At 66.7% G+C, this 24,048-nt stretch carries 23 protein-coding genes and 2 tRNA genes; 16 read left to right on the top strand and 9 right to left on the bottom strand.

The features are described from left to right. The first annotated feature begins 19 nt into the window (after window positions 1-19). Window positions 20-1,210 carry an iron-containing alcohol dehydrogenase family protein gene (locus H5V44_RS09190; protein WP_185192835.1) on the top strand — a complete coding sequence of 397 codons (1,191 nt, stop codon included), beginning with the start codon at window positions 20-22 and terminating at the stop codon, window positions 1,208-1,210. Window positions 1,211-1,293: 83 nt separating this feature from the next. Then, window positions 1,294-1,995: a TVP38/TMEM64 family protein gene (locus H5V44_RS09185; RefSeq protein ID WP_185192834.1), complete on the top strand. Its 702-nt coding sequence runs from the start codon at window positions 1,294-1,296 to the stop codon at window positions 1,993-1,995. A gap of 110 nt (window positions 1,996-2,105) precedes the next feature. Here the strand turns inward: H5V44_RS09185 and H5V44_RS09180 are convergent, their stop codons facing one another. After that, window positions 2,106-2,345, bottom strand: a complete 240-nt coding sequence (locus H5V44_RS09180; protein ID WP_185192833.1) for a glutathione S-transferase N-terminal domain-containing protein — start codon at window positions 2,343-2,345, stop codon at window positions 2,106-2,108. A 202-nt stretch (window positions 2,346-2,547) separates the two neighbouring features. Here H5V44_RS09180 and uvsE point away from each other — a divergent pair, with 202 nt between their 5' ends. After that, window positions 2,548-3,261, top strand: coding sequence for a UV DNA damage repair endonuclease UvsE (uvsE, locus tag H5V44_RS09175; protein ID WP_246403881.1), 714 nt, complete (start codon window positions 2,548-2,550; stop codon window positions 3,259-3,261). Window positions 3,262-3,267: 6 nt separating this feature from the next. Beyond that, a complete protein-coding gene (locus H5V44_RS17545) occupies window positions 3,268-3,441 on the top strand; it encodes a hypothetical protein (RefSeq protein WP_246403879.1) in 174 nt (57 codons plus the stop codon). A gap of 143 nt (window positions 3,442-3,584) precedes the next feature. Here the strand turns inward: H5V44_RS17545 and H5V44_RS09170 are convergent, their stop codons facing one another. Genes H5V44_RS09170 through H5V44_RS09160 form a run of 3 tightly spaced genes read right to left on the bottom strand, consistent with a single transcriptional unit; the run spans window position 3,585 to window position 5,226 of the window. After that, entirely contained in the window at window positions 3,585-3,923 is a 339-nt protein-coding gene (locus H5V44_RS09170; RefSeq protein WP_185192832.1) for a hypothetical protein, read from the bottom strand. Between the two features lie 56 nt (window positions 3,924-3,979). Beyond that, window positions 3,980-4,522: a GNAT family N-acetyltransferase gene (locus H5V44_RS09165; protein ID WP_185192831.1), complete on the bottom strand. Its 543-nt coding sequence runs from the start codon at window positions 4,520-4,522 to the stop codon at window positions 3,980-3,982. A 56-nt stretch (window positions 4,523-4,578) separates the two neighbouring features. After that, a complete protein-coding gene (locus tag H5V44_RS09160; protein ID WP_185192830.1) occupies window positions 4,579-5,226 on the bottom strand; it encodes a hypothetical protein in 648 nt (215 codons plus the stop codon). 82 nt (window positions 5,227-5,308) lie between these two features. On the opposite strand from H5V44_RS09160, the gene H5V44_RS09155 reads away from it, so the two are divergent. From H5V44_RS09155 to H5V44_RS09140, 4 genes are all read left to right on the top strand, one after another. Next, window positions 5,309-5,617, top strand: coding sequence for a hypothetical protein (locus H5V44_RS09155; protein WP_185192829.1), 309 nt, complete (start codon window positions 5,309-5,311; stop codon window positions 5,615-5,617). Between the two features lie 87 nt (window positions 5,618-5,704). Then, window positions 5,705-6,472, top strand: coding sequence for a DUF429 domain-containing protein (locus tag H5V44_RS09150; protein ID WP_185192828.1), 768 nt, complete (start codon window positions 5,705-5,707; stop codon window positions 6,470-6,472). A 60-nt stretch (window positions 6,473-6,532) separates the two neighbouring features. After that, a complete protein-coding gene (locus H5V44_RS09145; protein WP_185192827.1) occupies window positions 6,533-7,930 on the top strand; it encodes a sulfatase family protein in 1,398 nt (465 codons plus the stop codon). Between the two features lie 155 nt (window positions 7,931-8,085). Next, window positions 8,086-11,274 carry a right-handed parallel beta-helix repeat-containing protein gene (locus H5V44_RS09140; protein ID WP_221625667.1) on the top strand — a complete coding sequence of 1,063 codons (3,189 nt, stop codon included), beginning with the start codon at window positions 8,086-8,088 and terminating at the stop codon, window positions 11,272-11,274. A 102-nt stretch (window positions 11,275-11,376) separates the two neighbouring features. Here the strand turns inward: H5V44_RS09140 and H5V44_RS09135 are convergent, their stop codons facing one another. Both H5V44_RS09135 and H5V44_RS09130 read right to left on the bottom strand, forming a co-directional pair. Beyond that, on the bottom strand, window positions 11,377-13,197 hold the full coding sequence (locus H5V44_RS09135; RefSeq protein ID WP_185192826.1) for a formate/nitrite transporter family protein: 1,821 nt from the start codon (window positions 13,195-13,197) through the stop codon (window positions 11,377-11,379). A gap of 115 nt (window positions 13,198-13,312) precedes the next feature. Then, window positions 13,313-13,768, bottom strand: coding sequence for a DUF302 domain-containing protein (locus tag H5V44_RS09130; protein WP_185192825.1), 456 nt, complete (start codon window positions 13,766-13,768; stop codon window positions 13,313-13,315). A 136-nt stretch (window positions 13,769-13,904) separates the two neighbouring features. Here H5V44_RS09130 and H5V44_RS18125 point away from each other — a divergent pair, with 136 nt between their 5' ends. From H5V44_RS18125 to H5V44_RS09110, 4 genes are all read left to right on the top strand, one after another. Further along, the gene (locus tag H5V44_RS18125) at window positions 13,905-14,372 is read left to right on the top strand and encodes a hypothetical protein (protein WP_394354530.1); all 468 of its coding nucleotides are present in this window, start codon (window positions 13,905-13,907) and stop codon (window positions 14,370-14,372) included. A 263-nt stretch (window positions 14,373-14,635) separates the two neighbouring features. After that, window positions 14,636-15,139: a winged helix-turn-helix domain-containing protein gene (locus H5V44_RS09120; RefSeq protein ID WP_394354511.1), complete on the top strand. Its 504-nt coding sequence runs from the start codon at window positions 14,636-14,638 to the stop codon at window positions 15,137-15,139. Beyond that, a complete protein-coding gene (locus tag H5V44_RS09115; RefSeq protein WP_185192822.1) occupies window positions 15,139-15,648 on the top strand; it encodes a hypothetical protein in 510 nt (169 codons plus the stop codon). The genes H5V44_RS09120 and H5V44_RS09115 overlap by 1 nt, the downstream gene beginning before the upstream one ends. An 847-nt stretch (window positions 15,649-16,495) precedes the next feature. Then, window positions 16,496-17,518, top strand: coding sequence for a tyrosine-type recombinase/integrase (locus H5V44_RS09110; RefSeq protein ID WP_185192821.1), 1,023 nt, complete (start codon window positions 16,496-16,498; stop codon window positions 17,516-17,518). Between the two features lie 16 nt (window positions 17,519-17,534). Here H5V44_RS09110 and H5V44_RS09105 read toward each other — a convergent pair whose 3' ends face one another. Next, window positions 17,535-18,338: a hypothetical protein gene (locus H5V44_RS09105; RefSeq protein WP_185192820.1), complete on the bottom strand. Its 804-nt coding sequence runs from the start codon at window positions 18,336-18,338 to the stop codon at window positions 17,535-17,537. A gap of 745 nt (window positions 18,339-19,083) precedes the next feature. Then, window positions 19,084-19,157 (bottom strand) — tRNA-Phe (locus tag H5V44_RS09100). Between the two features lie 400 nt (window positions 19,158-19,557). On the opposite strand from H5V44_RS09100, the gene H5V44_RS09095 reads away from it, so the two are divergent. Continuing rightward, window positions 19,558-20,793, top strand: coding sequence for an NAD(P)/FAD-dependent oxidoreductase (locus tag H5V44_RS09095; protein WP_185192819.1), 1,236 nt, complete (start codon window positions 19,558-19,560; stop codon window positions 20,791-20,793). A gap of 209 nt (window positions 20,794-21,002) precedes the next feature. Here the strand turns inward: H5V44_RS09095 and H5V44_RS09090 are convergent. Next, window positions 21,003-21,075: transfer RNA gene (locus H5V44_RS09090), tRNA-Val, on the bottom strand. An 83-nt stretch (window positions 21,076-21,158) separates the two neighbouring features. Between H5V44_RS09090 and H5V44_RS09085 the strand changes: the two genes are divergently transcribed. From H5V44_RS09085 to H5V44_RS09075, 3 genes are all read left to right on the top strand, one after another. Further along, window positions 21,159-21,683 carry a DUF192 domain-containing protein gene (locus H5V44_RS09085; protein WP_185192818.1) on the top strand — a complete coding sequence of 175 codons (525 nt, stop codon included), beginning with the start codon at window positions 21,159-21,161 and terminating at the stop codon, window positions 21,681-21,683. A gap of 57 nt (window positions 21,684-21,740) precedes the next feature. Then, window positions 21,741-22,010 carry a DUF7538 family protein gene (locus tag H5V44_RS09080; RefSeq protein ID WP_185192817.1) on the top strand — a complete coding sequence of 90 codons (270 nt, stop codon included), beginning with the start codon at window positions 21,741-21,743 and terminating at the stop codon, window positions 22,008-22,010. Between the two features lie 61 nt (window positions 22,011-22,071). Next, complete coding sequence (locus H5V44_RS09075) at window positions 22,072-24,015, top strand: ABC transporter ATP-binding protein (RefSeq protein WP_185192816.1); 1,944 nt, start codon at window positions 22,072-22,074, stop codon at window positions 24,013-24,015. Window positions 24,016-24,048: the final 33 nt, after the last annotated feature.

Genomic DNA, 24,048 nt, shown 5'->3' with positions numbered 1-24,048 from the left:
GCGCACGGAGACACGTACGATGACAGAGTCACTCGAATCCTGGAACGCGCCGAACCGGATGCTGTTCGGCTGGGGCGCCGTATCGGAACTCGGAAGCTATATAACGGAACTCGGGGCCGAACACCCGTTTCTCGTCACCGACGAGGGCGTCCTCGCGGCGGGCGTGCTCGACCCCATCGACGAGTCGCTGTCGGCGGCCGGCTTGGACTACGAGGTGTGGTCCGGCGTCCGACCCGACCCGACCGATGAGGTGGTCCACGCCGCGGCCGACGCCTACGCCGCGGCCGGCAGCGACCTGATCGTCGGCGTCGGCGGCGGCTCCTCGATGGACACCGCCAAGGCCGCGAGCATCCTGGCGACCAACGACGGCCACATCCTGGAGTTCGCGGGCAGCGGCAACGTCCCGACCCCGACGCCGCCCAGCGTCTACGTCCCCACGACGGCGGGCACGGGAAGCGAGGTCGGCCACTGGGCGGTGGTCACCGACAGCGACACCGCGATCAAAGAGGAGATCGGCGACCCCCACCTGCTTGCGGACCTCGCCGTGGTCGACCCGGAACTGACCGCGAGCGCGCCGGCGCCGGTCAAGGCCGCCACCGGAATGGACGTTCTCACCCACGCCGTGGAGGCGTACGTCTCGATCAAGGCCCAGAGCCCGACGTCGGCGCTGGCGCTCGACTCGATCGAGAAGGTCGGCGCCCACCTGCCCCGCGCCGTCGAGTACCGCGGTGAGGACCGCGAGGCGCTCACGAAGATGGCCCGGGCGAGTATGCAGGCGGGGATGGCGTTCAACGGCGCGGGGCTCGGCGCCGTCCACGCGCTCTCACATCAGGTGGGCGCCACCTTCGGCGTCCCGCACGGCCTCGTGAACGCGATCATCCTCCCCTACGTGATGGAGTACAACCTCCCGCAGGTCCCCGATCTGATGGTCGACGTCGCCGCGGCGCTCGGCGAGGACGTCGACCGCGCGAAGCCCGCCGACGTCGAGGGACGGAAGGCGGTCGCCGCGGTCCGGCGGCTCGGGGACGCGGTCCGGATCCCCGGGACCCTGGCCGAGACGGACGCCGAACGGGCCGCGACGAGCCGGCTGGCCGAACAGGCGCTCGACGACGGCAGCCTCACCGGCAACCCCCGAACCACCGACGCCGCCGACCTCGAACGCATCCTCGAACGCGCCTTCGACGGGGAACTGGCGCACGTCGACGACTGAGGCGGGGCGTCGCGGTCGACGCTCGCTGCCGGCGACGAGAGCCACGTAACACTCAAGTCGGCCTGTGGCCACCCTCCAAGGGAATGCGCGTGTTCTCGTCGCGACGCGACAGGTGGCGCGGGATCGCCCTGATCGTCGCCGTGTCCGTGGCCTTCCTCGGCCTCTACGTCGCGGCCCGACGCTACGCGCCTTTCGTGTTCGACGCCGCGGAACTCCGGCTGTGGATCGCGCAGTTCGGGATCTTCGCGCCGTTGGTGTTCGTCTTCCTCCAGGCGCTGCAGGTCGTGGTCGCGCCGATCCCCGGCCAGGTGGTCGCCCTGGTGGCCGGCTACCTGTTCGGGCCAGTCGCCGGTACCGTCTACAGCCTCACCGGCGTCCTGATCGGAAGTGCGGTGGCGTTCAGCCTCTCGAAGCGGTACGGCCGGTCGTTCGTCGAGGACATCCTCCACGAGGACGTGGTCGCGCGGTTCGACGACTTCGTCGACACCGTCGGCGTCCCGGGGCTGTTCGCGTTCGTCATCATCCCCGGCCTTCCGGACGACGCGATCTGCTTTCTCAGCGGCCTCACCAAGTGGCGGCTCCGGACGTTCATCGCGGTCCTCGCGGTCGGCCGGTTCCCCGCGTACGTCATCACCGTCTACGCCGGCGGCGAACTCGCCTCCGGCCGGTTCATCGAGGGGCTGGCGCTGATCGGCGTCGTGGTCGCGCTCTCGGCGATCGGCTACTACAAACAGGAGACGGTCCGGGACCTGGTGCAGCGGCTGGAGCCCCGGCTACCGTTTTGAGGCGACAACGGCCGGCTCCCGGCCGTGACCCGCACCTCGAACCGTGGGTCGTCGAACGTGCCGTCGCCGTCGCAGACGACGGTGTACTCCGGGGTGTCGCCCCCGAGGTCTCAGCCGTACGTCTCCTCCAGATACTCGACGATGTCGTCGCTCTCGGGCATCCCCTCGATCCCGTGCTCCGGATCGACCAACACCGGGACCTTCGATTGGCCGCTCACGGACTTCACCCTGAACCGGAGGAACCGGAACGGGAGCACGACGTGGGACTCGTATTCGAGGCCCAACTCCGCCAGCTTCCGCTCCACCTTCGCACAGTACGGACACCCCGGGAGCCGATAGAGTTCCAGCATCCGTCCATCGGACGTGTGGGGCGCTCCCGACAAAAACTCGACGCGGGTGTTCGTACGTATCGACGCTCGGCGGGTGTTCCAACTACCGACGTCCGGCGGATGTTCACAACTGCCGGCGTTCGTACCCGGCGTCGTCCGTCGCGTCGGCGAGCCCCGCAGACCGGCCGAACGTGTCTATACCGTGGCGCCCGAAGCCCGGGTGATGCTGGGCTACGCCGCGATGAACCGGACGCTCCGCGAGCGCGACCCGCCGCGGCGCTGCAACCGCGACATCCGCAAGGCGACGTGGGAGCGGGAGGGCATCGAGCGGGTCGCCGAACTGGCCGAACGCAACTTCGAGGATCTCTATGCGATCCTCCAGTGGAACCGCGAGCACGGGATCGGGTTCTACCGGTGTAGCTCGACGCTCGTGCCGTGGAACTCCCAGTTCGAGCTGTCCGAACTCCCGAACTACGACCGGATCGCCTCGCTGGCCGCCGACTGTGGCGACCTGATCCGCGAGGCGGGGATGCGGCTAACCTTCCACCCCAGCCACTGGTGTAAACTGGCCAGCGAGTCGACCGACACCGTCGAGCGGTCGGTCGAGTCGGTCGAACATCACGGCCGGTGGCTCGACCTGCTGGGGCTGCCACGCTCCCCGCGGCACGCGATCAACGTCCACATCGGAGCGCACTACGGCGACAAGGCCGCCACCGCCAAGCGGTTCCGCGCGGTCGTCGACGGCCTCGCGCCGCGGGCCCGCGACCGGTTGGTCGTCGAGAACGACGACAAGAACTCGCTTTGGGGCGTGACCGAACTCGTCGCCGCCGTCGCCGACCCGGCCGGGATCCCGGTGACCTTCGACTACCACCACCACGGTTTCACGGCCCGCGGGCACTCCTACCGGGAGGGGTTCGCGGCGGCCCGCGACACCTAGGGCGACGTGCGCCCGATCACCCACTACTCCGAGCCGGCGTTGCTCTACGGCGACGCCGACGCCCGGCCACAGGCGCACGCCCACCACGTCGCCGCCGTGCCCGAGTGGCTCCGCGCGAACTCGGACGTGATGATCGAATCCGGCGGGAAGGAGCGCTCCGTGCTGGGGTTGCGGGACTGATATTGTCGGCTACAACTACGTGAAGATTTTCCACACCCCCCGGGGTGTCGAAATCCGTCACGGGACTATCGCCGACAGTATGACCCGCCGGCCGCAGCGGGGACGCTCCGGCGCGGCCGCCGACCTGTCGGGACTCGATGCGATTACCCCCCGCCGGCCGCCAGCAGTTCGAGCCACCCGAGCGGCGCCACGAACCCGACTACGGCGACCAGCCACAGGAGCCACGCCGTCACCGGGAGCCTGTGGGCGCCGATCCGAACGACCACGGCCGCGAACCCGCCGACCACGACCACCTTGGTCGCGACCCACGCCGCCGGGTGGATGCGGAGGAGGGTGCGTACGAGCGCGGCGTCCTCCTCGGCGATCCCGAACGTCGCGACGCCGACGAGCGTCAGTGCCGGATCCCACACGAGGTGAGCGACAACCGCCGCGACGAGGCCTGCGGTTCCGATCCGTGAGGTCCTCTCTGCGGTCCCGTCCATTGTCGGCGTTACGCACGCATCCACATCACCTCGTCGGGCCGACGGCCGCGCCCCCGTTACCCGTCGGCGCGACGGACCGCGAGCGCCGCCTCGCAGACGCACGGCGTCCCGCACTTCGGACACGGGCCGTCGGTGTGGCCGGCGATGGAGCGGGTGGAAACGACGTCGTACCCGTGGGCGGCGAGGAGCCGCTTCGGCGAGTCGGGGCCGCCGTGGACCCACGCGTCGGCGACGAAGGCCGTTACCCCCTCCTCGACGCCGATCGCGTGGAGGGCTTCCAGCAGGCGGCTCCCGATCCCCTCGCCGGTGTGGGCCGGCGCCACGTAGCCGGCGTGGACGAGCCCGTACCGCGACGCCTCCGGGAGCGGCTCGACGGTGTCGAACAGGTGCATCGCGTCGCGAACGGCCGCCCGGTCCCCGGAGACGCTCAGCGCCATCACGCCGACCACCGCCCCGTCCCGCTCGGCGACGCGCACGAACGTGCCGCTCGCCGGATCGTCCGCCGGGAGGTCGTACGACCACCCCTCGGCGAAGTGGGCCGCGACGATCCCGGCAACAGTCTCCCGGTCGGACTCCCGCAGCGGGCGCACCGTCACCATCCGGTTTCCCGGTGGTGCCACAGGGGTATGGCTCTTCAGGTCCGGCCGGCTCGGATTCAGTAGGGATCGAACGCCGGCCGGGTGTCGGCGTCGAGCGGGCAACCGTACTCGGCCCGGAGCCGTTCGGCGAACGCCGTCTCCGGCCGGGTGAACAGGAAGGCGACGCCGTAGGGGCGGGAGTACGACGACGCGTCCGGGGGGTCGGGGTCGAGGAACACCGCCTCCACCGCCGGGTCGCCGATCTCGGGGACGGCGTCGAACTGGGGCTCAAGCGGCAGCAACCCGGTCAGCACGTTGGGCACGAACGCGCCGTTCGGCAGCGGGTCGCGCGGCTGGACGCCGCAGACGCCGATCGGGGTCCCGTCCTCGGTCACGACGGCGTACGCCGGCTCGGTCCGGCCGGGGCCCCAGGCCTCCCGGGCGAGATCGGGGGGATCGACGTCGACGGCGAAGGCGGTGTCCACCCCGCCGACCACGTCGACGGCGGTCAGCCGCCACGGTTCGGCGTCGTCGTCGGGGTCGCCCTCGATTGTCGCCTCGACCAGATCGCCGGTCTCCAGGTCGTCGACCGCGGCCTGGCGTTCGGGGTCGGCGTAGCCCGACTGATAAACCGAGTACAGCGTCGGCGACGCGACCGCCTGGAGGTTGATCTGCGGCACCGACTCGACGACGCGGTAGACGCGGAAGCGACCGGATCGGTCCATACCCACCGACCGCCCCGCGGCGGGCTATGGGTTTCGCTCCGGGGGCCGGAACCCCCATACGACTCGCGCCCCTTCGACCGGTATGGACGCACGCCGGATCGAGACGGCCGCCGACCCGGAGACGCTCGCGGCGGCGTTGCCCGCGACGCCGCCCGCGGGATGGCAGCGGACGGACAACGCCGGCGGCATCGTCGAGTATCGGCTCCCCGACGACGACGGGCTCTGTGCGGCCGGCAAGGTAACCGTCAGGCCCGACATCCTCGGCGACGCCGCGGTCCGCGTCGACCTCGCCAGAGGGTGTCAAAGCGCCGGCACCACCTACTACGACACCGTCGCGGCGGCCGCCGAGGGGGTCGCCGAGACCCTCGAAACGGCGCCCGAAGATCCGTAGTCCGTCCGCCGGGCGGCCGAAGCGCGGGGCGGTCACGCGGCGGTGCGTTGATCAAAACCTATTGCAGTCCCTCGACTGGAGGGTGGTATGGCGAAGTACGTCGGGCTCGAGTGGGCCTCGACCGGGTGGTTCGGGGTGGTCCTCGACGACGACGGGGGGTGGGACACCGGCGTCTACCCGTCGGTCTGGAGCGCCTGGAAGTACCACAGCGACGCCGATCGGATCCTGATCGACGCCCCGATCGGCCTCCCGGCCGACGAGCGGCGGACCTGCGACGTGGCGGCGAGGCGGGCGCTCGGCCGCCGCGGCAGTAGCGTATTCTACACCCCGGTGCGCGAGGCGGTCTACCGGGAGACCCTCGAGGAGGCCAAGGCGGTCAACGAGGCCGCCGCCGACTTCAGCATCCAGAATCAGGCCTGGAGCGTCGTCCCCCGGACCCGCGAGGTCGACGAGTTCCTGGATATGTTCCCCAGCGCCCGCGACCGGCTGGTCGAGACTCACCCGGCGGTCTGCTTCTACGCGTTGAACGGCCGCCGGCCGCTCGACGCCTCGAAGCGAACCCGCGACGGCGTCCACCGGCGGATCGAACTCATCGCCGAGGAGTATCCCGACGCCGGGGCGCGCTGCCGGGCGGCCATCGAGCGGTACACGACGCCGAGTTACGCCCCGAGCGTCGGTAGCGCCGCCGACGTCGTCGACGCTGTCGCGGCGGCCGTGACGGCGCGTCGCGGGCCGGACGGGTGGACGACGCTGCCGGAGACGCCGCCCGCAGACGACCGCGGGCTCCCGATGCGGATCGTCCACCCCGCCGACACCGCCCAGACCCGGCTGACGAACCTGTCGCCGCCGGAGTGAGCCGCCGTCGGGCGAGCCGGAACTGTTTTTCCCTGTCGTGTCGGTCGTTCACACGGAACGATGAACGTTCTCTGTCTCGACATCGACTCCCTCCGGGCGGACCACGTCGGCGCGTACGGCTACGATCGGGAAACGACCCCGAACGTCGACGCCCTGATCGACGACGGCGTCGCCTTCGAGCGCGGCTACGTCGCGAACTCCCCGTGTATGCCGTCTCGGGCGGCGCTCTCCTCCGGGCGGTACGGCATCGCCAACGGCGTCGAAACCCACGGCCGGCAGTCCCAGCAGATGAACCGGCCGGCCGCCCGGACCGACTGGGCGGGGTCGTGGACCGAAAACGAGCCCGACAGACCGTGGTGGACGCTCCCGGAGCTGTGCTTCCAGCACCGGATCCGGACGATCGGGGTCTCGTCGTTCCCGCGGCACCCGGCGCCGTGGTTCTATCACGTCTGGCACGAGTTCCACCAGCCCCAGGAGCCCGACGAGGAGATGACCGTCGAGTGGGGCCACGTCTCCTTTCAGACGCCGCGGGCCGCGGCGGTCGTCGACCGGTCGATCGACGCGCTCGACCGCACCGACGACGACTTCTTCCTGTACGCGCAGTTCTGGGACCCCCACGCCCCGTACAACCGCTCCGCGGACGAGATCGACCGGTTCCGCGGCGGCGACCCGCCGCCGTACCCGACCGCCGATCAGCTCGCGGAACACCGGACGTGGGACGCGGTGCGGTCGGCGACCCATACCGACATCGAGTCCCGTGCGGACCTCGCGGAGTTGATCGCGACCTACGACGCCGAGATCCGGTACGCCGACCGCCACGTCGGCCGGCTGCTCGACTACCTTCGGGAGACCGGCTTGTACGACGAGACCCTGATCGTGCTGACGGGCGATCACGGCGAGGAGTTCGGGGAACACGGCCTCTACCGCGAGCACTGGTCGACCCACGACGGCACCCAGCGCGTCCCGATGGTGATCAAACCGCCCGCGGACGCCCCCGTCGAGGCCGGGAGGCGCAAGCAGCTCGTCACCAACGTCGACTTCGCGCCGACGATCGCTGACTACCTCGGCGTCGACCCGCCAGAACGGTGGCAGGGCCGGTCGCTCCGACCAGTCGTCGAAGACGCCGACGCCGAGGGCCGGGACGCCATCGTCGTCGATCACGGGCTCTACACCGCCCAGCGGGCGGTTCGAACCGACCGCTGGAAGCTGATCCACACGCTCCACCCCGGGATGTGGGGCGGGGTCCTCCCGGAGTACCAGCTGTACGATATGCACGACGACCCCTGGGAGCAGACCGACGTGAGCGACGGCCACCCCGACGTCGTCGATCGGCTGGACGAGCGGAAGCGGGCGTGGGCCGACCGTCACCGTGAGGGCGGTGCCGACACCTTGGCGCGCGTCGCGGAGCACGGCCCCTCGGGATACCTGTCGTTCGCCGACGACTTCGCGGGGGTCTGATTCCGCCCCCCGCGGCCACCGGACGGGGTCTCTCGCGTCCGTCCCCGACGGCACGGGCGTCGTCGGCCGGATATTATCGATAGTGATTTCGCCGCAACACCCTTTTACGCCGCGGGGGAGACCGATCGACATCGCAGGACTGCTGGGTGAAACCGTTGACACGGGAGACTGACGGGGGGCTACGGACCGCTGTCGTCGCGTTCGTGGGCGCGCTGGTCGTGCTGTCGGCGACTGCGCCCGTAGCCGCGGCCACGACGGCGGAGCCGAGCGTCACCTTCGTCGAATCCGGGATCGAAACGGACACCACCTGGACGCCGGCGGAGGGCCCCTACCGGATCATCCAGGACATCGAGATCGCGCCGGGCGCGGCGCTCACGGTCGCGCCGGGCACGCGGGTCGAACTCGCCGAGGACATCACCGTCACCGTGAGCGGCTCGTTCCGGGCGAACGGCACGGCCGCTCGCCCCGTTGCGATCACGCGGTCCGCCGGCGCGGCGGCGGAGCGGCGGTGGGGGAGCCTCCGGTACAACGGGAGCGAAGACAGCTCCCTCCGCCTCCGACACACGGTGCTTCAGGGCGGCACCACGGGCGTCACCGTCGCGAGCCGCGAGGGGACGGTCGAACTCGTCGACTCGACGGCCCGGGACTTCACCACGGCTGGCCTCGCCGTTGCGGGGGCGACCGCGACGCCGCAGATCACGGTCAGGGAATCGACGTTCCGCGACATTGGGGGCCACGCGATCCGGGCGAGTCCGGGCGCGGGCACGACCGATCGGGTCTCGCTGACGGCCGGTCCGGATAGCATCGACGCGGCGGCGGCCCACACTCTCGCGCTGCAGCCCGGCGTCGGCGTGTCGTTCGACTCGATCAGCCTGACGTACAGTTCCGACGGCTCCGTCGCGTCGGTCGGCAACGGGAGCATCGAACGCATCGGGCTCGACCGGAACCGGAACGGCAGCATCGAACGGTCGTTCGGCGAGTCGGTGGCGTCCGTGTCGTCGACGGACTCCCGCCTTGAGATCGCCCTCTCGGACACCGTCGAGCTCCCGAGCGACGGGCAGCTGATCGTCGAATACGACGACGCGGTGAACCCGACGACGCGCGGGATCTACCCCGTCGGCGTCCAGCTCCGCGACGGATCGATCCCGCAGATCGCCGCCGGCGTCGAGGCGAACTTCGTCGTCGGCGGCGTGACGTCGCCGACCGAATTGGCCCGCGGTCCCGAACCCACTGTGGTCGCCGTCGGCGAACCGCCCACCGTCGTGTACCGTCGCGACGCCGACCAGCCCTCGACGAGCGTCCGCCGACTCGTGGTCCTGGGGTCGACGTTCCGCGGGATCGACGGCGCCGGCGTGTTCGTCGCCGCCGATCGCGTCACCCGGCTCTATGCGTCGCGAAACCGGATCGCGGGCGTCGCCGGAAGCGGCGTCGCGGTTCGCGCCGAAACGAGCGAGAGCTACTTCCGGAGCAACGAGATCACGGCCGCGGGTGACGGGATCCGGGTCTCCACCGACGGCACCGCGTCGGTGACGGCAAACGAGAACCGGATCCGAAACGCCCGGACCGGAATCCGGCTCCGGCAACTGGGGGCGGGCAGCCTCGCCGACGGCGACGTCACCCTGCGACGCAACCGACTCTCGGACAACCGGATCCACGGCGTCGGGATCGACACCGAGAGCCTCGAGGTCGCGGTCGCGGCCACCAACAACACCGTCGCCGGGAACGGCCGCGACGGGATCTATGTGTCGGGCTGGCGAGTCCAGCGGGCGGCGATCCGCGACAACGAGATCGTCGGCAACGACGACGCCGGGGTGGCGATCCGGACCGACGCCGCGGCACGTGGCCTCGCCATCCACGACAACACGATCGCCGACAGCGGCGGACACGGGCTCGAAATCCGCTCGGACCTGATCGTCCACGGCGGTACCCTGACCGACAACCGGCTCGCGAACAACGCCGGCGCGGGACTCGTCGTCGCCAGTCCAATCACCCACCGCGCGAACCTCTCGGTCGCCGACAACGTCGTCGCCGCGAACACCTACGGGGTCGTCCTCCGCGGGGTGTTGGGTTCGACGGTCCGCGACAACGCCATCGTCTTCAACACCAACCGCTTTGCGGAGCCGGTTTCGCTCCCGGACGTCGAGCCGGGGACGGGCAGCTACGTCGCCGAGGGCGCCGCCGGCGTGATCCTCGATCAGCGGGCCACCGAGATCCCGCTTTCGGAGCTCGTCTCCGACCCCGCAATCGACGAGCAGCTCAGGGCGGTGACCGTCGACGACGGGGTCGTTGCTCTCCTCCGGACCGACGGGTCGGCCTCCACGCGGAGCGTCGACGCGAGCGCGATCACGATCCGGGCGGCGAGCGGCGAGGTTCCCACCGGGATCGGGGTCCCGAAGACGGGGTCGCCGAACAGCAGCTACCGGTTCACGGGGAACGGCCTCTACGGCCACGAGCGGGGGCTGACGGTCGACGTGGCACCGCTGGTCACGACCAACACCACGGCGCTGGTCCTCACCGATCCGATCCGCACCGTGCACGCCGAGGCCAACTACTGGGGCAACCCGACCGGCCCGTACCACGCCTCGATCCTCCCGGCGGGCGAGGGTAACGCGGTCGTGACGGCGCAGGGCTGGGTCGACTTCGTCCCCTTCCGCGAGACGCCGTCCGGCCCCGAATACAGGCGCCCGACCGCCGCGATCGACGCCCCGACGACCGCGCCGCCGGGCGCGGACGTCCGACTCTCCGGGGACGCGTCGAGGAGCGCACAGGGACCGATCGTCCGGTATCACTACCGGACCGACGGGACCGACCGGTCGGTTCGGGAGCGCCCGACGTACACCTTCGAGATGCCGAACCGAAGCGCCGAGGCGGGACTCGTCGTCGAAGACTCCCTCGGGATCGAGAGCGACGGCACCGCCGTCGCGATCGAGCCGGGAACGGCGACGCCGTCCCCGACGTCGACAGCGACGCCGGCGACCGACACGCCGACTGCGACGACGGCCGCCACGTCGGCGTCGACGCCGCCGCCGACGGACTCCGAGCCGACGCTGCTCGGGAGCCTGGGGTCGATCTGGGGGCTCATCGGCGGCCTCTGTTACCTCCTGGCGCTGGCGTTCGGCGTGTACGGCATCGCACTCACGATCACGAACCGCTCGCCGCCCGTCGACGGGTTGCGGATCCAGGGGCTCGCGGGGGTCGGGATCCTGACGTGGGTCGTCGCCGGGACGTTCGGCCCCGGGCCGCTTCTCACCGTCGGCATCGCGGCCGCCGCCGGGTGGGTCGCGCTGACTGGCGCCGCGTACGTAGTCGTGACGCGGGGGCTGCTCGACGACCTCGTCGGGTGAGAGCGGCGGACGCTGTCCGTCCGCCGCCGAAACGAGCGGGGGTTCGTCTCCAGTAACGTGCCCTCGGGTCGTGGCGGACCGTCGCGTTCGTCCCCGACGGCGTCACTTCCGGCGTCGCCCCCGGCCGAACAGCCGATCGACGAACGACCGGTCGCTCGGGCGCTCCGCCAGGAGGACCGACGCCCCGACCTCGTCGACGACCCTCAGATGCAACGAGTCGGTGACGAGCCGGGCCAACAGCCCGCGCTCGGTGGCCCCGAGCATCACCATCGTGTTGTCGGCGGCGGCGCGCTCGATCGCGGCCTCGACGTCCCCGGAGTCGTCGATTGTCGCGGCCGCCCCGGCGAGGTCGTGTTCGGCCGCCCACTCCCGGAGGAACGCCTCGCCCGCCTCGCGCTGCTGGGGGCTGTCGACGACGTGTAACAGCGAGACCTCCGACCCGACGGTCGTGCCGAGCGCGCGGGCGATCTCGGCGCTCAGATCCGAGTCCGGGCCGCCAGCGGTCGGCAGGAGGATCCGCGAGTAGTCCAGGTCGCGGTCCTTCACCACGAGGAAGTCACACGGCAGTTGGTTCGTGAGTTCGTCCAGCGGCCGTTCCGCGCGGGCCGACGCCCACAGTTCGTTGCGTTCCCACTCCATCACGACCAGGTCGGGGCGGGTCCGGTTCGCCCGGTCGAAGACGTCCTCGAACGACCGGTGGGTGACGATCGTGGAGGTTTCGAGGTCGACGTCGTACCGGTCGCCGATCCCCTCGACGTCCTCGAGCAGGCGTTCGGACTCCGCAGTGATACGGTCACGCTGGTCGTGGCCCGCCGCGCGCCGTCGCTGTTCGGGCGCCTGGACGACGTGGACGACGTGGACGGTGCCGCGGTCGCGGTTGCTGGCGATCGCACACGCCAGGTCGACGATCCCGGTCTCGGTCCGAGGGTTGGCGATCGGGACCAGAATGCGGTAGGAGTCGGGATCCCGCACGATCTCCTCGACGGTGTCGACGAGGGGGACGTACGAGCGTCCCGCGAGCCCGCCGAGCAGCCACTCGCGGACCGACAGCTGGCGGACGTCCTCGAACCGCGCGGTTTCGAGGCGCTGTTCGGTGGTCTGGTAGTAGTTCACCACCGTGACCAGCACCACCCCGCCGATGGTGTTCCCGAGCAGGACGGGGATCACGAAGTCGGTGAACGCGACGAGGACCCCGAGGTCGCCGACGAGGACCAGAAACACCGCCTCGGTGAAGGAGACGACGACGTGGAACAGGTCCCCCAGGGGAATGACGAGGAAGGCGAGATAGACCGTGAGAAACCGGGTGACCGTATCGCGGGCCGCAAAGTTCACCCACACCACGCCGGCAACGACCAGCCCCGCGAACGCGCCCTTGAAGAACAGCTGGAGCCGGGTCACATCGTAGACACCGTGGCGGGCGAACTCCGCCGCCGCGGCCGCGGCCTCGGGTTCGAGCACCCCGCCGAACGCGAGCACGACAGCGCCGATTGCGCCGCCGGCGAAGTTACCGGCCAGGACGATCGACCAGTGGCGGAACAGCGCCGGGATCGACGCCAGCCGTTCGAGCGTCAGCGCCACCGGCGGGAGCGTGTTCTCGGTGTAGAGCTGGTACCCGCCGATGATGATGTAGATGAAGCCGATGGGGTACAGAAGCGCCGCGGCGACGCCGCCGTCGGTCTTCGGGTACATCGACGCGTACACCAGCAGGGTGACAGTGATCGCGAACCCGCCGGCAAGCGCGCTGAAGAACAGTTCCCGGCCGCCGGAGGTGATCTCGTGGTCGGCGTCGGCGACGATCCGCTGGAACACCTCGTCGGAGGAGAACATGTCCGCGATGACGTCGCCGGCGGTCGGGACGCCGTTGTGTTCCCCGCTCTCGCTGCCGCCGTCGGGCGACCCCCTGTTCCCGCTGGAATCGGCCATTGGTTCGTGTACCGTCACACGGGGTGAAATGATTTTGTCTTCGGGATCGGGAGAACGCGAGACGGCGGCCGATCGGGCGGGGTTCAGTGCGGGGGACGGGTGGCGCCCGCGCCGCCTACCCGCGTTCGTCGGCGTGGCGTTCGATGTTCTCCCAGACGGTCGCCATCCGCTCGGCGGTCAGTTCGACGAGGTCGTCGACGGTGGCTTCGGTCCCCTCGGGGCAACACCCGAGATCCCGGATCGCCTTCGTCGCCGAGACGTGATGGACGTGCACCCGGTCGTCATCCTGCTTCTCGTAGACGACGGTCGTACACGGGAGCATCCCGGCGAGGGTGCGGTCGATTGCGAGCGCGTCGCGGGCGATCTCCGGGTGGCAGACGACGAGCAGCGCCGTCCGCTCGACCGCCTCGCCGAGCATCCCTTCGATCATCTCGTCGAGGCGGGTCACCTTCACGGTCTCGAAGTCGGCCAGTTCGTGTTCGAGTTGGACGTGCGGGACGGCGTCCTCGAAGTCCATATCCAGCGTCAGGTGCAACGCCTCCTCGCTTGTCGGCGTGCGGGCGTGGCTCATTCTATCCCGCCGTACCCGGACGCTCCAAATAATCTTTTTTGACCGCGTGGCTCGGTGCGGGGCGTCGACAGCGCCACTCCTTCTCCCGACGGTATGTCTACGGCCGGGGACGACCGCCGGCAGTTGTGACGACCGTATCCAGACCCGGCTCAGCGGTGCGTTCGAGACCGTTCGGTGGCGACGTGCTGAACCGCGTGAAGCCGGCCCGTACCGGGTCGTCGCTGAGGTAGACCCACGCCAGTTCTTTGGTGACGACGAGTACCCGGTGACGACCGCGCGGATCGAGATCGGGTTTCAACTGCAGACCGGTGAGCCACACGAGTACTATTGGTTCAACTGGATCGAGCCAGACCGAAGTCTGCTTGTCGGCTGGCATCAGGACGACACGCACGACGACCTCGGCCCGGTTCACTTGCAGGTGAACGACGGTGCGACACCCGTCGCGCACGAATCAGCGGAATTCATCGACTCACATCCACTGGATGTCGTCGAACGCAGACTCCACTCGCTTCGAGACGCAGCCCTCGCTGTCGAGTGGGAGCAGGGACGACCCGTCGGATTCGATTCCGCTGCCACGGAACGTGAGAGGCCCGTGTTTTGCTGAGTTCTGAGCGACACGAGAAGTCAGGCGGTCACCTATGTACCTGAATATCACACAGGTACGTACGCGAGTACGTTTCGAGATCCTCTACGCAGTCACAACTGAGTGGATCGAAGTGCGGTCACAGTTCCGGCTCGTGGTCGGTAACTCGGTTCCAAGAACCGGCTGGGCGGCTTAGATATTTGAGCAGAGCCAAATTATTTGAATGGGGCAGTGCAAGACCTAATAGAATGGCTGAATCGAACCAGGGATCGTGGACGGAGAGTATGAGTGGGCGTGAGCGCGTCCGGCACGTCGTGGAGCTGCTGGACGAGCCAACTCCAGTGCAGGAGATCGCAGACCGGGCAGACGTCTCGCGCGCAACGGCCGACGATGAACTCCAACGACTCCAGAGTGACGACTGGGTCACGGAAACGACTGTCGACGGGACGAAAGCCTACGATCTGAACCCGGTCCGGATGCTCTTCGATGAGGTGACGGACCTGATTGAAGCCCACTCGCGTGACGAACTGGAAAGTCAGCTCACGGAACTGAAGGAGGAACAGGAAGAGCTAGCGACGGAGTACGACGTGAGTTCGCTTGACGAGTTCCGAGGAGAACTTGCTGACGAGGAGTTCTCGGCTGAGGAGCTTCGTGAGCGTCGCAACGTGACCGCCACGTGGGAGACGATCAACACGGAACTCGGGCTCGTAAAGCACGCCCTCCAACTGTATGACGATGTCATCGAACTCTCGTCACCGCGGACTGACTCCCCCTCGACACTCGCCTAATGGTCGTCTTCCTCGCTAACCGGGCGAACTTACAGAGCAAGCGGCTCCACGACCGCATCCAGAATCGACTCAGCGGCACGTTCGAGAATGTTCGACGACGGCGTGCTGAACCCCGCGAAGCGGGGACGTACCGTGTCGTCGCCGACGTAGACCCGCGGCAGTTCCTTGGAGATAACGAATACCCGGTGAGTGATGCGCGGGTCGAGTTCGGGTTTCAATTACGAACCAGTGACCCGTACGAGTACTACTGGTTCAACTGGATTGAGCCAGAGCGCAGTCTGCTCGTTGGGTGGCATCAGGATGATACGCACGACGACCTCGGGCAAGTTCACCTGCAAGTGAACGATGGGGCAACGGCTGTCGATCATCAACGTGCGCAGTTCATCGACTCGCACCCGCTTGATGTCGTAGAACAGCGACTCAACTCGCTTCCCGATGCAGTCTTCGCTGTTGAGTGGGAGCAGGCACGCCCTGTCGGACTCGATACGTCCGCGTCAGTAGTTGCGTAGTTTCCTACTGCGGGCCGATCTGACTCGATTCAGAAGATGAGTCCTGACTCACGTACATAGGATATGAGTGCGTACACGGGCACGTACCTCGGTCGGAGCAGGATTTTAGGGAGACAGTCACTTTGTCGACGGCATATTTCCACGGGCCTTCCTCGACGCACTCTCGGCGATCCCGAGAATCCCGCTTATCCCCGACCGATTCCAACCGGAGTACCCACCGAAACTTCCGTCCGAGGGAAGCCTCATATTTTGGTTCCATTTCTACGCCGCGACTCAGCGCGGCACGCTGAGTACAAAATGGGCACGCGAAACGGCAGTAGATGAGTTGGAACTCGACACCCTCGGTGAGGACGAGGCAATCCACATCTTGCGATTGGCGAGCAAAGGTGTGTACAATGCTGAGGATATGCCAGGGCAGTGGCTCGACATCTTCGAACGGATGGACAGAGAATCAGTCCCTGGCCTGGACACCGACACCTGCCCTCCTAATATCGCCAGTGGGCACGATCCCTCCAACCGCGCGTAGCTTGCGTCCCCCCCAGATGCTGCAGAAAATCCACTCTCCTGAGCCTCGAAGGGTTCGTGAATAGTCGCTGCTGGAATGTGGATGTTAGTATACGCGGTGATGGAGTGAGTAGCGGATCGAATTCAACGAGTTGGTCGTGAGAAAATCCCGGAATTCTCGCCCGCTCAGCGCCGCAGGCATTTGAACTCTGAGTCTAATGCCGCCTCCCGGATTTGAACTTCCGAAAGACTTCGCGCTGCTCGTCTTTCGACCCCCCGCTCGCTCCGCTCGCGGGGGCGGGGACAGCAATCCTGACCCAGACAGGCGCTTCGGAGAACGCCTATGACGAAGAACGAACTCGAACCCATCTCGCCTGTTGAGGCGAAGGAGATGTACCTCGATGCACGCAAGCACGAGGTATCGAAAAGCACGCTCGACGGCTATCACTATCGGCTCAAACACTTCATCCGATGGTGCGAGCAGAAAGGCATCGACAATATGAACGAGATGAGTGGCCGGAAACTCCAGAAGTTCAAAACGTGGCGACGCGATGACGGCGATCTCAAGCCGATCACGCTTGAGGGGCAACTCGACGCCCTCCGCGTATTCATTCGATGGTGTGAATCCATCGACGCAGTTCAGGAAGGCCTTCACGAGAAATTTGAGGCCTTGATGTCCGATCTCAAGAAGACCGACGAACAGAGCGAAGCCATCCTCGATGGAGAGGAGGCAGAGGCACTGATCGAATATCAGCGGAAGTTCGAGTATGCCTCTCGCCCTCACGTGATTCTTGAGATTCTTTGGCATACCGAGATCCGACTCGGGGCACTTCACTCTCTGGACGTATCCGATTGCGATCCCGAAGCGGAACCTCTCGAACTGACTCACCAGCCTGACTCAGGAACTCCCCTCAAGAACGGCGACGAGGGAGAGCGAATGATCGCGCTCAACGCCGAGGTTTGCCGTGTAATCGAGGATTGGATCGAGCAGAACCGTCACTCGGTTGAGGATGACTACGGGCGAGAGCCCCTTCTCACGAGCCGTAACGGGAGGATGAATCCATCGAGCATTCGGGATACCATCTACCGCGTGACTCAGCCCTGCTACTATTCCGAATGCCCGAAGGGTCGAGATCGGGATACCTGCGACTATGCCGATTATGGGAATTATAGCAAGTGCCCAGTGAACGTATCCCCTCACGCGATCCGCCGGGGATCAATCACTCACTTCTTGACTGAGGACGTGCCGGAGAAGGTCGTTTCTGATCGGATGAACGTGAGGCAGGATGTTCTGGATAAGCACTATGACAAGCGCGATGAGGAGGTGAAAGTAGAGCAAAGACGCGACTACATCAACGGGATTTAGACTGCTGCTCCTGCTCTTATCCAGAACCTTCCAATTCCTGTATTCGTTGCTCTAATCGAGCGACACGGGCTCTAAATTCTCGAAGTTTGGCTTCGGTTTCCTCCATCTCAACTATTCTGTCTTTGATAGCCGCTAATTGACGTGGGCTGAATTCTGTTGGTTTGCCCTCTGATTCGGTGAATCCACTCACTTTGTCGCTCAGTAATCTCACCATCTCTTCGGAACTCATTGGTTTTGCTGAGCGGGCCTTACATTCAGGGCACCCATCAAGGAAATCACCGGGGTCGTTACCGGTTCGAGTGTCTTCATCTTCTAACGATAGCCCACAGAGAGTCTCATCCGCGTCATCCGTTTCGAGTAGATGGTAGGTAAATGAGCTGCCAATCACCACGTAAGTCTCTTCAGATTCCCCATCTAGGGATGACTCCTCTTGACCTGTGAGGGTCTCCTGCATCTCCACACCAGTAGCCGTGGGATTTTCGTTAGTCGCTTCTATCCAGAACTCAATCTCATCGCCTGCCTCGAGATCTAGTTCTCTTCGCTTTTTGTATGGAATGGTTAGGGTATTCCCGCTATTGTGGATCTTTCTCTCCATTGTAGCGGTTTCCCCATTCGCTTCGACTCTGACGCGGACGTTCTCTTTTGGACCAGCGCCAGCTGCTTTGACTTTCGACTGGGGAACAACAATAGTTCCATTAACTTCGTCGCCTCCGTGGGTCTCGGCGCTCCCCTCGCGCATTTCGTACTTTCCGCAGGGGATCATATGCTTGTATGCCTCATCATCCTCACTTTTATTGGCTTGAGCATCTAACGTACTCATTGGCTCTCTCCGTCGGGGGCCCCGTAGGCGGGCCAGTTGGACGCCGGTGCCGCCTACGGTTGTGTTGATTCCCGACAGTCTATATTGTGTGTGACATCACTAAAGTGTTTCCCGCCAACCATCCATCAACCACCACCAGCCCATAGAGAAGATGCCTCGGCAATCTCCATATCCATCAACTCAGGCGAGGATTGAGAATTTGGATGGTGGTTAACAATCTTAACGACACATTGGACTACTCAAAAATATATGTCGGTGATGCTTTCTGTCTGAGTAGATTCAGTTGTAACAGCCATTCACAGCCTTTGATGATTGATTCAATTTTACGGCTCTCTACGCGAGTCTCAGCAATCCCACTATCTGTTGAGCGGGAAACATTTGATCAGAAACTACTTCGCATTCACTCGCGCTCAGCCGCCATAGACTCGATCAGGAATCAGAAGCCGACCACGGATCAAAATCCTCACTCAACTCCTCGAAGGGTGGGATCTCCGAATCAGGTTCAGCACTCTGTTGCGATGATATCCGAGGCCCCCCGGCACTCGAATTCCGGGAATCGCTCTCCTCGCGTCGCCAAGATTCGAACAGGGAATAGCTCGCTATTTAGTCGAGCCCTACCGCGACGAGCGGAGCGAGTCGCGGTTTCACCGGACGCGACCGAAGGGAGCGTCCGGAGGTTTTTCCCCAAGTTTTTACGAGGAGTGGTTCGCCAGAGGCGAACCCGACGAAGTAAAAAGTGGGTGTATGCCGCCTCCCGGATTTGAACCGGGGACAGCTCGATCTTCAGTCGAGTGCTCTCCCAGTCTGAGCTAAGGCGGCGCGCATTCCAGCCGAAGTTGAGTGTATCAAAAAGCGTTTCGATAGCCGAGTAGTCGGGTTGCGGGCCCCCCGTCGACCGGCCTTCCTCCCGGAAGACTGCCTGACACAACCGTCTGTGATGCGGCCCTCAACGCAGTCAAACGACCCCGTTTCGCCGCCGCATCGAACGGAAACCGACGACGGGGGACGTCGAAGCGGATGCCGCCCGCCCGCGAATCACCCCGGACGGGCAGGCCGCCCCGGCGTGGGCCGGACTCGGATGTCGGTCGAGATACGGATGAGTCACCTGCCGCGCCTCGACGCGTTCGTCCCACGATACTTCCGGGAGGTATGTACTTGCAAGCTATCCGATACGGAACAAAACGGGAGCGTTATGTGACCCACGTTCACACGGTGGCATATGTCAGACGCCGACGCGGACGTCGTCGTTGTCGGTGCCGGAGTCATCGGCTCGGCGATCGCCGCCGAACTCGCGCCCGACCACGATGTGCTCGTGCTCGACAAGGAGGTTCCCGGCGGCGAGGCATCGAGCTTAGCCGCCGGGCTCGTTGCGCCGACGCTGTTTATGCATCGGGAACCCGAGGCCGCCGCTCACGCGAACCAGTTCTTCCGGTCGTTCAGCGGGACGGGCGAGTTCGAGTTCACCGAACGTCGCCGCGTCGAACTCGTTCGGCCGCTGGCCGCCGATGGGGCGCGCAGCCAGGCGGCGGAGATGGCGCAGAAGGGCTTTCCCGTGTCCTTCGTCGACGCGGCGGAGCTGGAAGCGGACCACCGGGCGTTCGACCTCTCGGGGTTCGCGGGCGCTATCGAGATCGCCGACGCCGGGTTCGTTGACGATCCCCACGTGTACGCCCGGGCACTTGCGGCGGACGCCGAGCGCAACGGCGCGGCGATCGAGAGCGGGGTGGAGGTGACGGGCGTCCGGATCGACGGCGACTCGGTCGTCGGAGTCCGGACCGACGCGGGGGCGTTCGACGCGCCGAACGTCGTGGTGGCGGCCGGCTGGCGGACGCGGGACCTCGTTTCGGAGCACGTCGACCTGCCCGTCCGTCCGTTCCTGCTGCAGAGCCTCACTATCGAGCCGCCGACCGACCTCGGCGACGGGTTCCCGCTCGGCCGCCTGCCCGCGGACGAGGTGTACTTCCGCCCGCAACACGACGGGAACCTCCGCCTCGGCGGCGGCGAGTTCTTCATCGACGACGCGGAATCGCGGACCCGCGGGGTGGCCGAGATGGCGTGCGACGGCGGCCCCGGACAGACCTTCCAGGAGACCGCCGACACCAACGACGCCAGCGACCGGTTCACCGACCACGTCGCGGACCTCGTGCCGACGTTCCTGCACGGCGTCGACGATCCGGAGGCGGTCAGCTTCGTGGAGACGTGGGAGGGCGTGGGATCGGCAAATCCCGATCCAGCCCCTATCGTAGACGCACCGACGACACCCGATGGACTCGTCGTTGCCGCCGGATTCAACGGACTCGGCATCACGAAATCGCCGGTGGCCGCCGCCGCCGCGCGGGCGCTCGTCACCGGCGAGAGCGCGCCGTTTTCGCTCCAGCCGTACGCCATCGGGAATCGGTCGACGACTTCCCTCGGGTTCACGCTTCAGGACACGTTCGCGATGGGCCGCGAGTGAGCCCCGCATCGACGATGTCGGTCCAGTCGGTGACGTCGACGTTCGACCGTTAGAACAGTTCGGTTGGTGTGGGGTATGGCTCGGGCGGGGTCGAACCTGAGGAAGACGGTCCGGGCTGCTCACTCCGTTGCGCTGCCGGGCTGCGACTTCCAGGGTTCGAACCGCTGCTCGGGACATCGAACACGACTCGCTTCGCTCGTCGGTTCGAGTGGGCTCGGGCGGGTTCGAACCGCCGGCCTCTTCCTTGTAAGGGAAGCGTCATCACCACTAGACCACGAGCCCGCACCTCCAGTCAGTCCGCACACGGGTATAACGGTTTTCAATCGGGGGGAATCCTTTCGTCGGCCACGCCCGAACTCGCCGCTATGATCGACCGGAGGCGACTCGCTACAGCCGCGTTCGTCGTTGTCGCCGTGCTCGTGGCCGGTGCCGTCGTGGTCGCCACGAACCCCGGGCTCGTTCCGACCGGGGAGTACGACCGGACGACCGTCACCGCCGTCGACGGGGAGAGCGGCGAAACGCTCGCGACCGTCCGGGTCCGGGTCGCCGACACCCAGTCGAAGCGCTACACCGGCCTCAGCGACACCGAGTCGCTCGGCGAAAACGAGGGGATGCTGTTCGTCCACGACCGGGAGGGCGAGTACGCCTACGTGATGCGGGAGATGGCGTTCCCGCTCGACATCGTCTTTGTCGCCGCCGACGGAACCGTCACCCGGATCCACCACGCCGAACTCCCCCCGGAAGGCACGAGCGGCGCCGACCTCACCCGCTACCCCGGCCGCGGGAAGTACGTCCTCGAAGTCCCCTACCGCTACACCGACGACCGCGGGATCGAGGTCGGCGACCGCCTCCGGATCCCGGCGCCGTGGGGACCGACGGCCGAGTCCTGAGGCGGGCGAGCCACGCGGGACCGAAACACCGACAGTCCGACCGGCCAATCCGATCGTATGGACGGCCCGACCGCCGACCTCGGCGCGCTCGACGGCTGGCACGCCGAGGGGTACGCCGCGCGCGTCCACTACCGCGGCGCCGACGACCGCTACAGCATCGAGTTCTACGGCCCCTCCGAGTGCGTGCTCTACTGGAAGGTGAAAGGCGACGGCGAAACCGCCGTCCCCGTTGGCCGCGAGACGGTCCCCGACCCGCTTCGGGAGCGCATCCGCAACGACCTCGAGACGGCCGGGATCGACCCCGGGGCCGAACGGCAGTCGTTGTGAACGACGCCCGAAACCCTCCGGCTGTGGAACCCTTTAGTAGCGACAGCACTAGGATACGGTGATGGTCACCCACGCCGACGAGGACGACCCGTTCGAGGAGCAACGCGAGCGGGCGGAGAACCCGATGCGCCGGCTCTTCGACGAGTACGGCCGGGAGAACGCCGTCGCGTTCGTCGTCGGCCTCGCCTCCAGCGTCGTCGCCCGCCTCCTCGATCTGCTTCCCCCCGTCCTGCTTGCGGTCGCGGTCGACTCGATCTTCTTCGACGAGCGGCCCTTCTCGCTGTGGCTCGTCCCCGACGCGTGGCTACCGACGACGCAGGTCGAACAGCTGTACGTCGCGACCGCGTTGATCGCGCTCTCGTTTTTCGGCGGCGCGGCCTTCCACTGGACCAGAAATTGGGGCTGGAACTCCTTCGCCCAGAACATCCAGCACGCCATCCGGACCGACACCTACGACAAGATGCAGCGGCTGAACATGGACTTCTTCGCCGACAAGCAGACCGGCGAGATGATGTCGACCCTCTCGAACGACGTGAACAGATTAGAGCGCTTCCTCAACGACGGGATGAACTCCGCGTTCCGGCTGGGCGTGATGGTCCTCGGAATCGCCGGTATCCTGCTGTACTGGAACTGGCAGCTCGCGGTCGTCACCCTCACCGTGGTCCCGCTGATCGGATTTTTCACCTACCGGTTCGTGCGGACGATCCAGCCGAAGTACGCCGACGTGCGGTCGTCGGTCGGCAAGCTCAACTCCCGGCTGGAGAACAACCTCGGCGGGATCCAGGTCATCAAGTCCTCGAACACCGAACCCTACGAGTCCGACCGCGTCGACGACGTCTCCGAGGAGTACTTCGACGCCAACTGGGACGCGATCGGCACCCGGATCAAGTTCTTCCCCGGGCTCCGGCTGCTGTCGGGGATCGGGTTCGTGCTCACGTTCGTCCTCGGCGGCGTGTGGGTGCTGACCTACCAGGCCACCGGGTCGGCGCCGCTGTTCTTTTCGGGGGGCCTCTCGCCCGGCGAGTTCGTCGGGTTCATCCTCTTTACCCAGCGGTTCATCTGGCCGATGGCGCAGTTCGGCCAGATCATCAATATGTACCAGCGGGCCTACGCCTCCGCTTCCCGCATCTTCGGACTGATGGACGAACCCGCACGGATCACCGAGGACCCCGAGGCCGAGGACCTCGACGTCGACGCGGGCCGGGTCGTCTACGACGGCGTCTCCTTCGGGTACGACGACGGCGAGACGATCATCGAGGACGTCTCCTTCGCGGTCGAGGGCGGCGAGACCCTCGCCCTCGTCGGCCCCACGGGTGCGGGTAAATCGACCGTCCTCAAGCTTCTTCTCCGGATGTACGACGTCGACGAGGGGTCGATCGAGATCGACGGCACCGACATCCGGTCGGTCACCATCCCCAGCCTCCGACGGTCGATCGGGTACGTCAGCCAGGAGACGTTTATGTTCTACGGCACGGTCGCCGAGAACATCCGGTACGGCACCTTCGGCGCGACCCACGCGGAGGTCGTCGAGGCCGCGAAGGCCGCGGAGGCCCACCAGTTCGTTCAGAACCTCCCGGACGGGTACGACACCGAGATCGGCGAGCGCGGCGTGAAGCTCTCCGGCGGCCAGCGCCAGCGGCTCTCGATCGCCCGGGCGGTCCTGCGGGACCCCGAGATCCTGGTCCTCGACGAGGCGACCTCCGACGTCGACACCGAAACTGAAATGTTGATCCAGCGGTCGCTCGACCGTCTCACGGCCGAGCGGACCACCTTCTCGATCGCCCATCGGCTGTCGACGATCAAGGACGCCGACGGGATCGTCGTCCTGGAGGACGGCCGGATCGCCGAGCACGGCACCCACGAGGAGCTCCTCGCAAACGACGACCTCTATGCGCACCTGTGGGGCGTCCAGGCGGGCGAGATCGACGAACTCCCCGACGAGTTCGTCGAGCGCGCCAGCCGGCGGGCCTCGCGGACGCCCGTCGAGGGCGACGCCGACGACTGACGACTCCCCTGTTCACCGAACCGACAGTCCACT

It is taken from the genome of Halobellus ruber (assembly GCF_014212355.1).
GTDB classification, from domain to species: Archaea; Halobacteriota; Halobacteria; order Halobacteriales; family Haloferacaceae; genus Haloquadratum; species Haloquadratum rubrum.
Note: the sequence above shows the minus strand (reverse complement) of the source record. Positions and strands in the feature narration are given on the sequence as shown.

Coding starts and splice junctions, on each gene's coding strand:
- H5V44_RS09190 (WP_185192835.1), top strand. CDS start 20: ATGACAGAGTCACTCGAATCCTGGAACGCGCCGAACCGGATGCTGTTC.
- H5V44_RS09185 (WP_185192834.1), top strand. CDS start 1,294: ATGCGCGTGTTCTCGTCGCGACGCGACAGGTGGCGCGGGATCGCCCTG.
- H5V44_RS09180 (WP_185192833.1), bottom strand. CDS start 2,345: ATGCTGGAACTCTATCGGCTCCCGGGGTGTCCGTACTGTGCGAAGGTG.
- uvsE (WP_246403881.1), top strand. CDS start 2,548: ATGCTGGGCTACGCCGCGATGAACCGGACGCTCCGCGAGCGCGACCCG.
- H5V44_RS09170 (WP_185192832.1), bottom strand. CDS start 3,923: ATGGACGGGACCGCAGAGAGGACCTCACGGATCGGAACCGCAGGCCTC.
- H5V44_RS09165 (WP_185192831.1), bottom strand. CDS start 4,522: ATGGTGACGGTGCGCCCGCTGCGGGAGTCCGACCGGGAGACTGTTGCC.
- H5V44_RS09160 (WP_185192830.1), bottom strand. CDS start 5,226: ATGGACCGATCCGGTCGCTTCCGCGTCTACCGCGTCGTCGAGTCGGTG.
- H5V44_RS09155 (WP_185192829.1), top strand. CDS start 5,309: ATGGACGCACGCCGGATCGAGACGGCCGCCGACCCGGAGACGCTCGCG.
- H5V44_RS09150 (WP_185192828.1), top strand. CDS start 5,705: ATGGCGAAGTACGTCGGGCTCGAGTGGGCCTCGACCGGGTGGTTCGGG.
- H5V44_RS09145 (WP_185192827.1), top strand. CDS start 6,533: ATGAACGTTCTCTGTCTCGACATCGACTCCCTCCGGGCGGACCACGTC.
- H5V44_RS09135 (WP_185192826.1), bottom strand. CDS start 13,197: ATGGCCGATTCCAGCGGGAACAGGGGGTCGCCCGACGGCGGCAGCGAG.
- H5V44_RS09130 (WP_185192825.1), bottom strand. CDS start 13,768: ATGAGCCACGCCCGCACGCCGACAAGCGAGGAGGCGTTGCACCTGACG.
- H5V44_RS09120 (WP_394354511.1), top strand. CDS start 14,636: ATGAGTGGGCGTGAGCGCGTCCGGCACGTCGTGGAGCTGCTGGACGAG.
- H5V44_RS09115 (WP_185192822.1), top strand. CDS start 15,139: ATGGTCGTCTTCCTCGCTAACCGGGCGAACTTACAGAGCAAGCGGCTC.
- H5V44_RS09110 (WP_185192821.1), top strand. CDS start 16,496: ATGACGAAGAACGAACTCGAACCCATCTCGCCTGTTGAGGCGAAGGAG.
- H5V44_RS09105 (WP_185192820.1), bottom strand. CDS start 18,338: ATGAGTACGTTAGATGCTCAAGCCAATAAAAGTGAGGATGATGAGGCA.
- H5V44_RS09095 (WP_185192819.1), top strand. CDS start 19,558: ATGTCAGACGCCGACGCGGACGTCGTCGTTGTCGGTGCCGGAGTCATC.
- H5V44_RS09085 (WP_185192818.1), top strand. CDS start 21,159: ATGATCGACCGGAGGCGACTCGCTACAGCCGCGTTCGTCGTTGTCGCC.
- H5V44_RS09080 (WP_185192817.1), top strand. CDS start 21,741: ATGGACGGCCCGACCGCCGACCTCGGCGCGCTCGACGGCTGGCACGCC.
- H5V44_RS09075 (WP_185192816.1), top strand. CDS start 22,072: ATGGTCACCCACGCCGACGAGGACGACCCGTTCGAGGAGCAACGCGAG.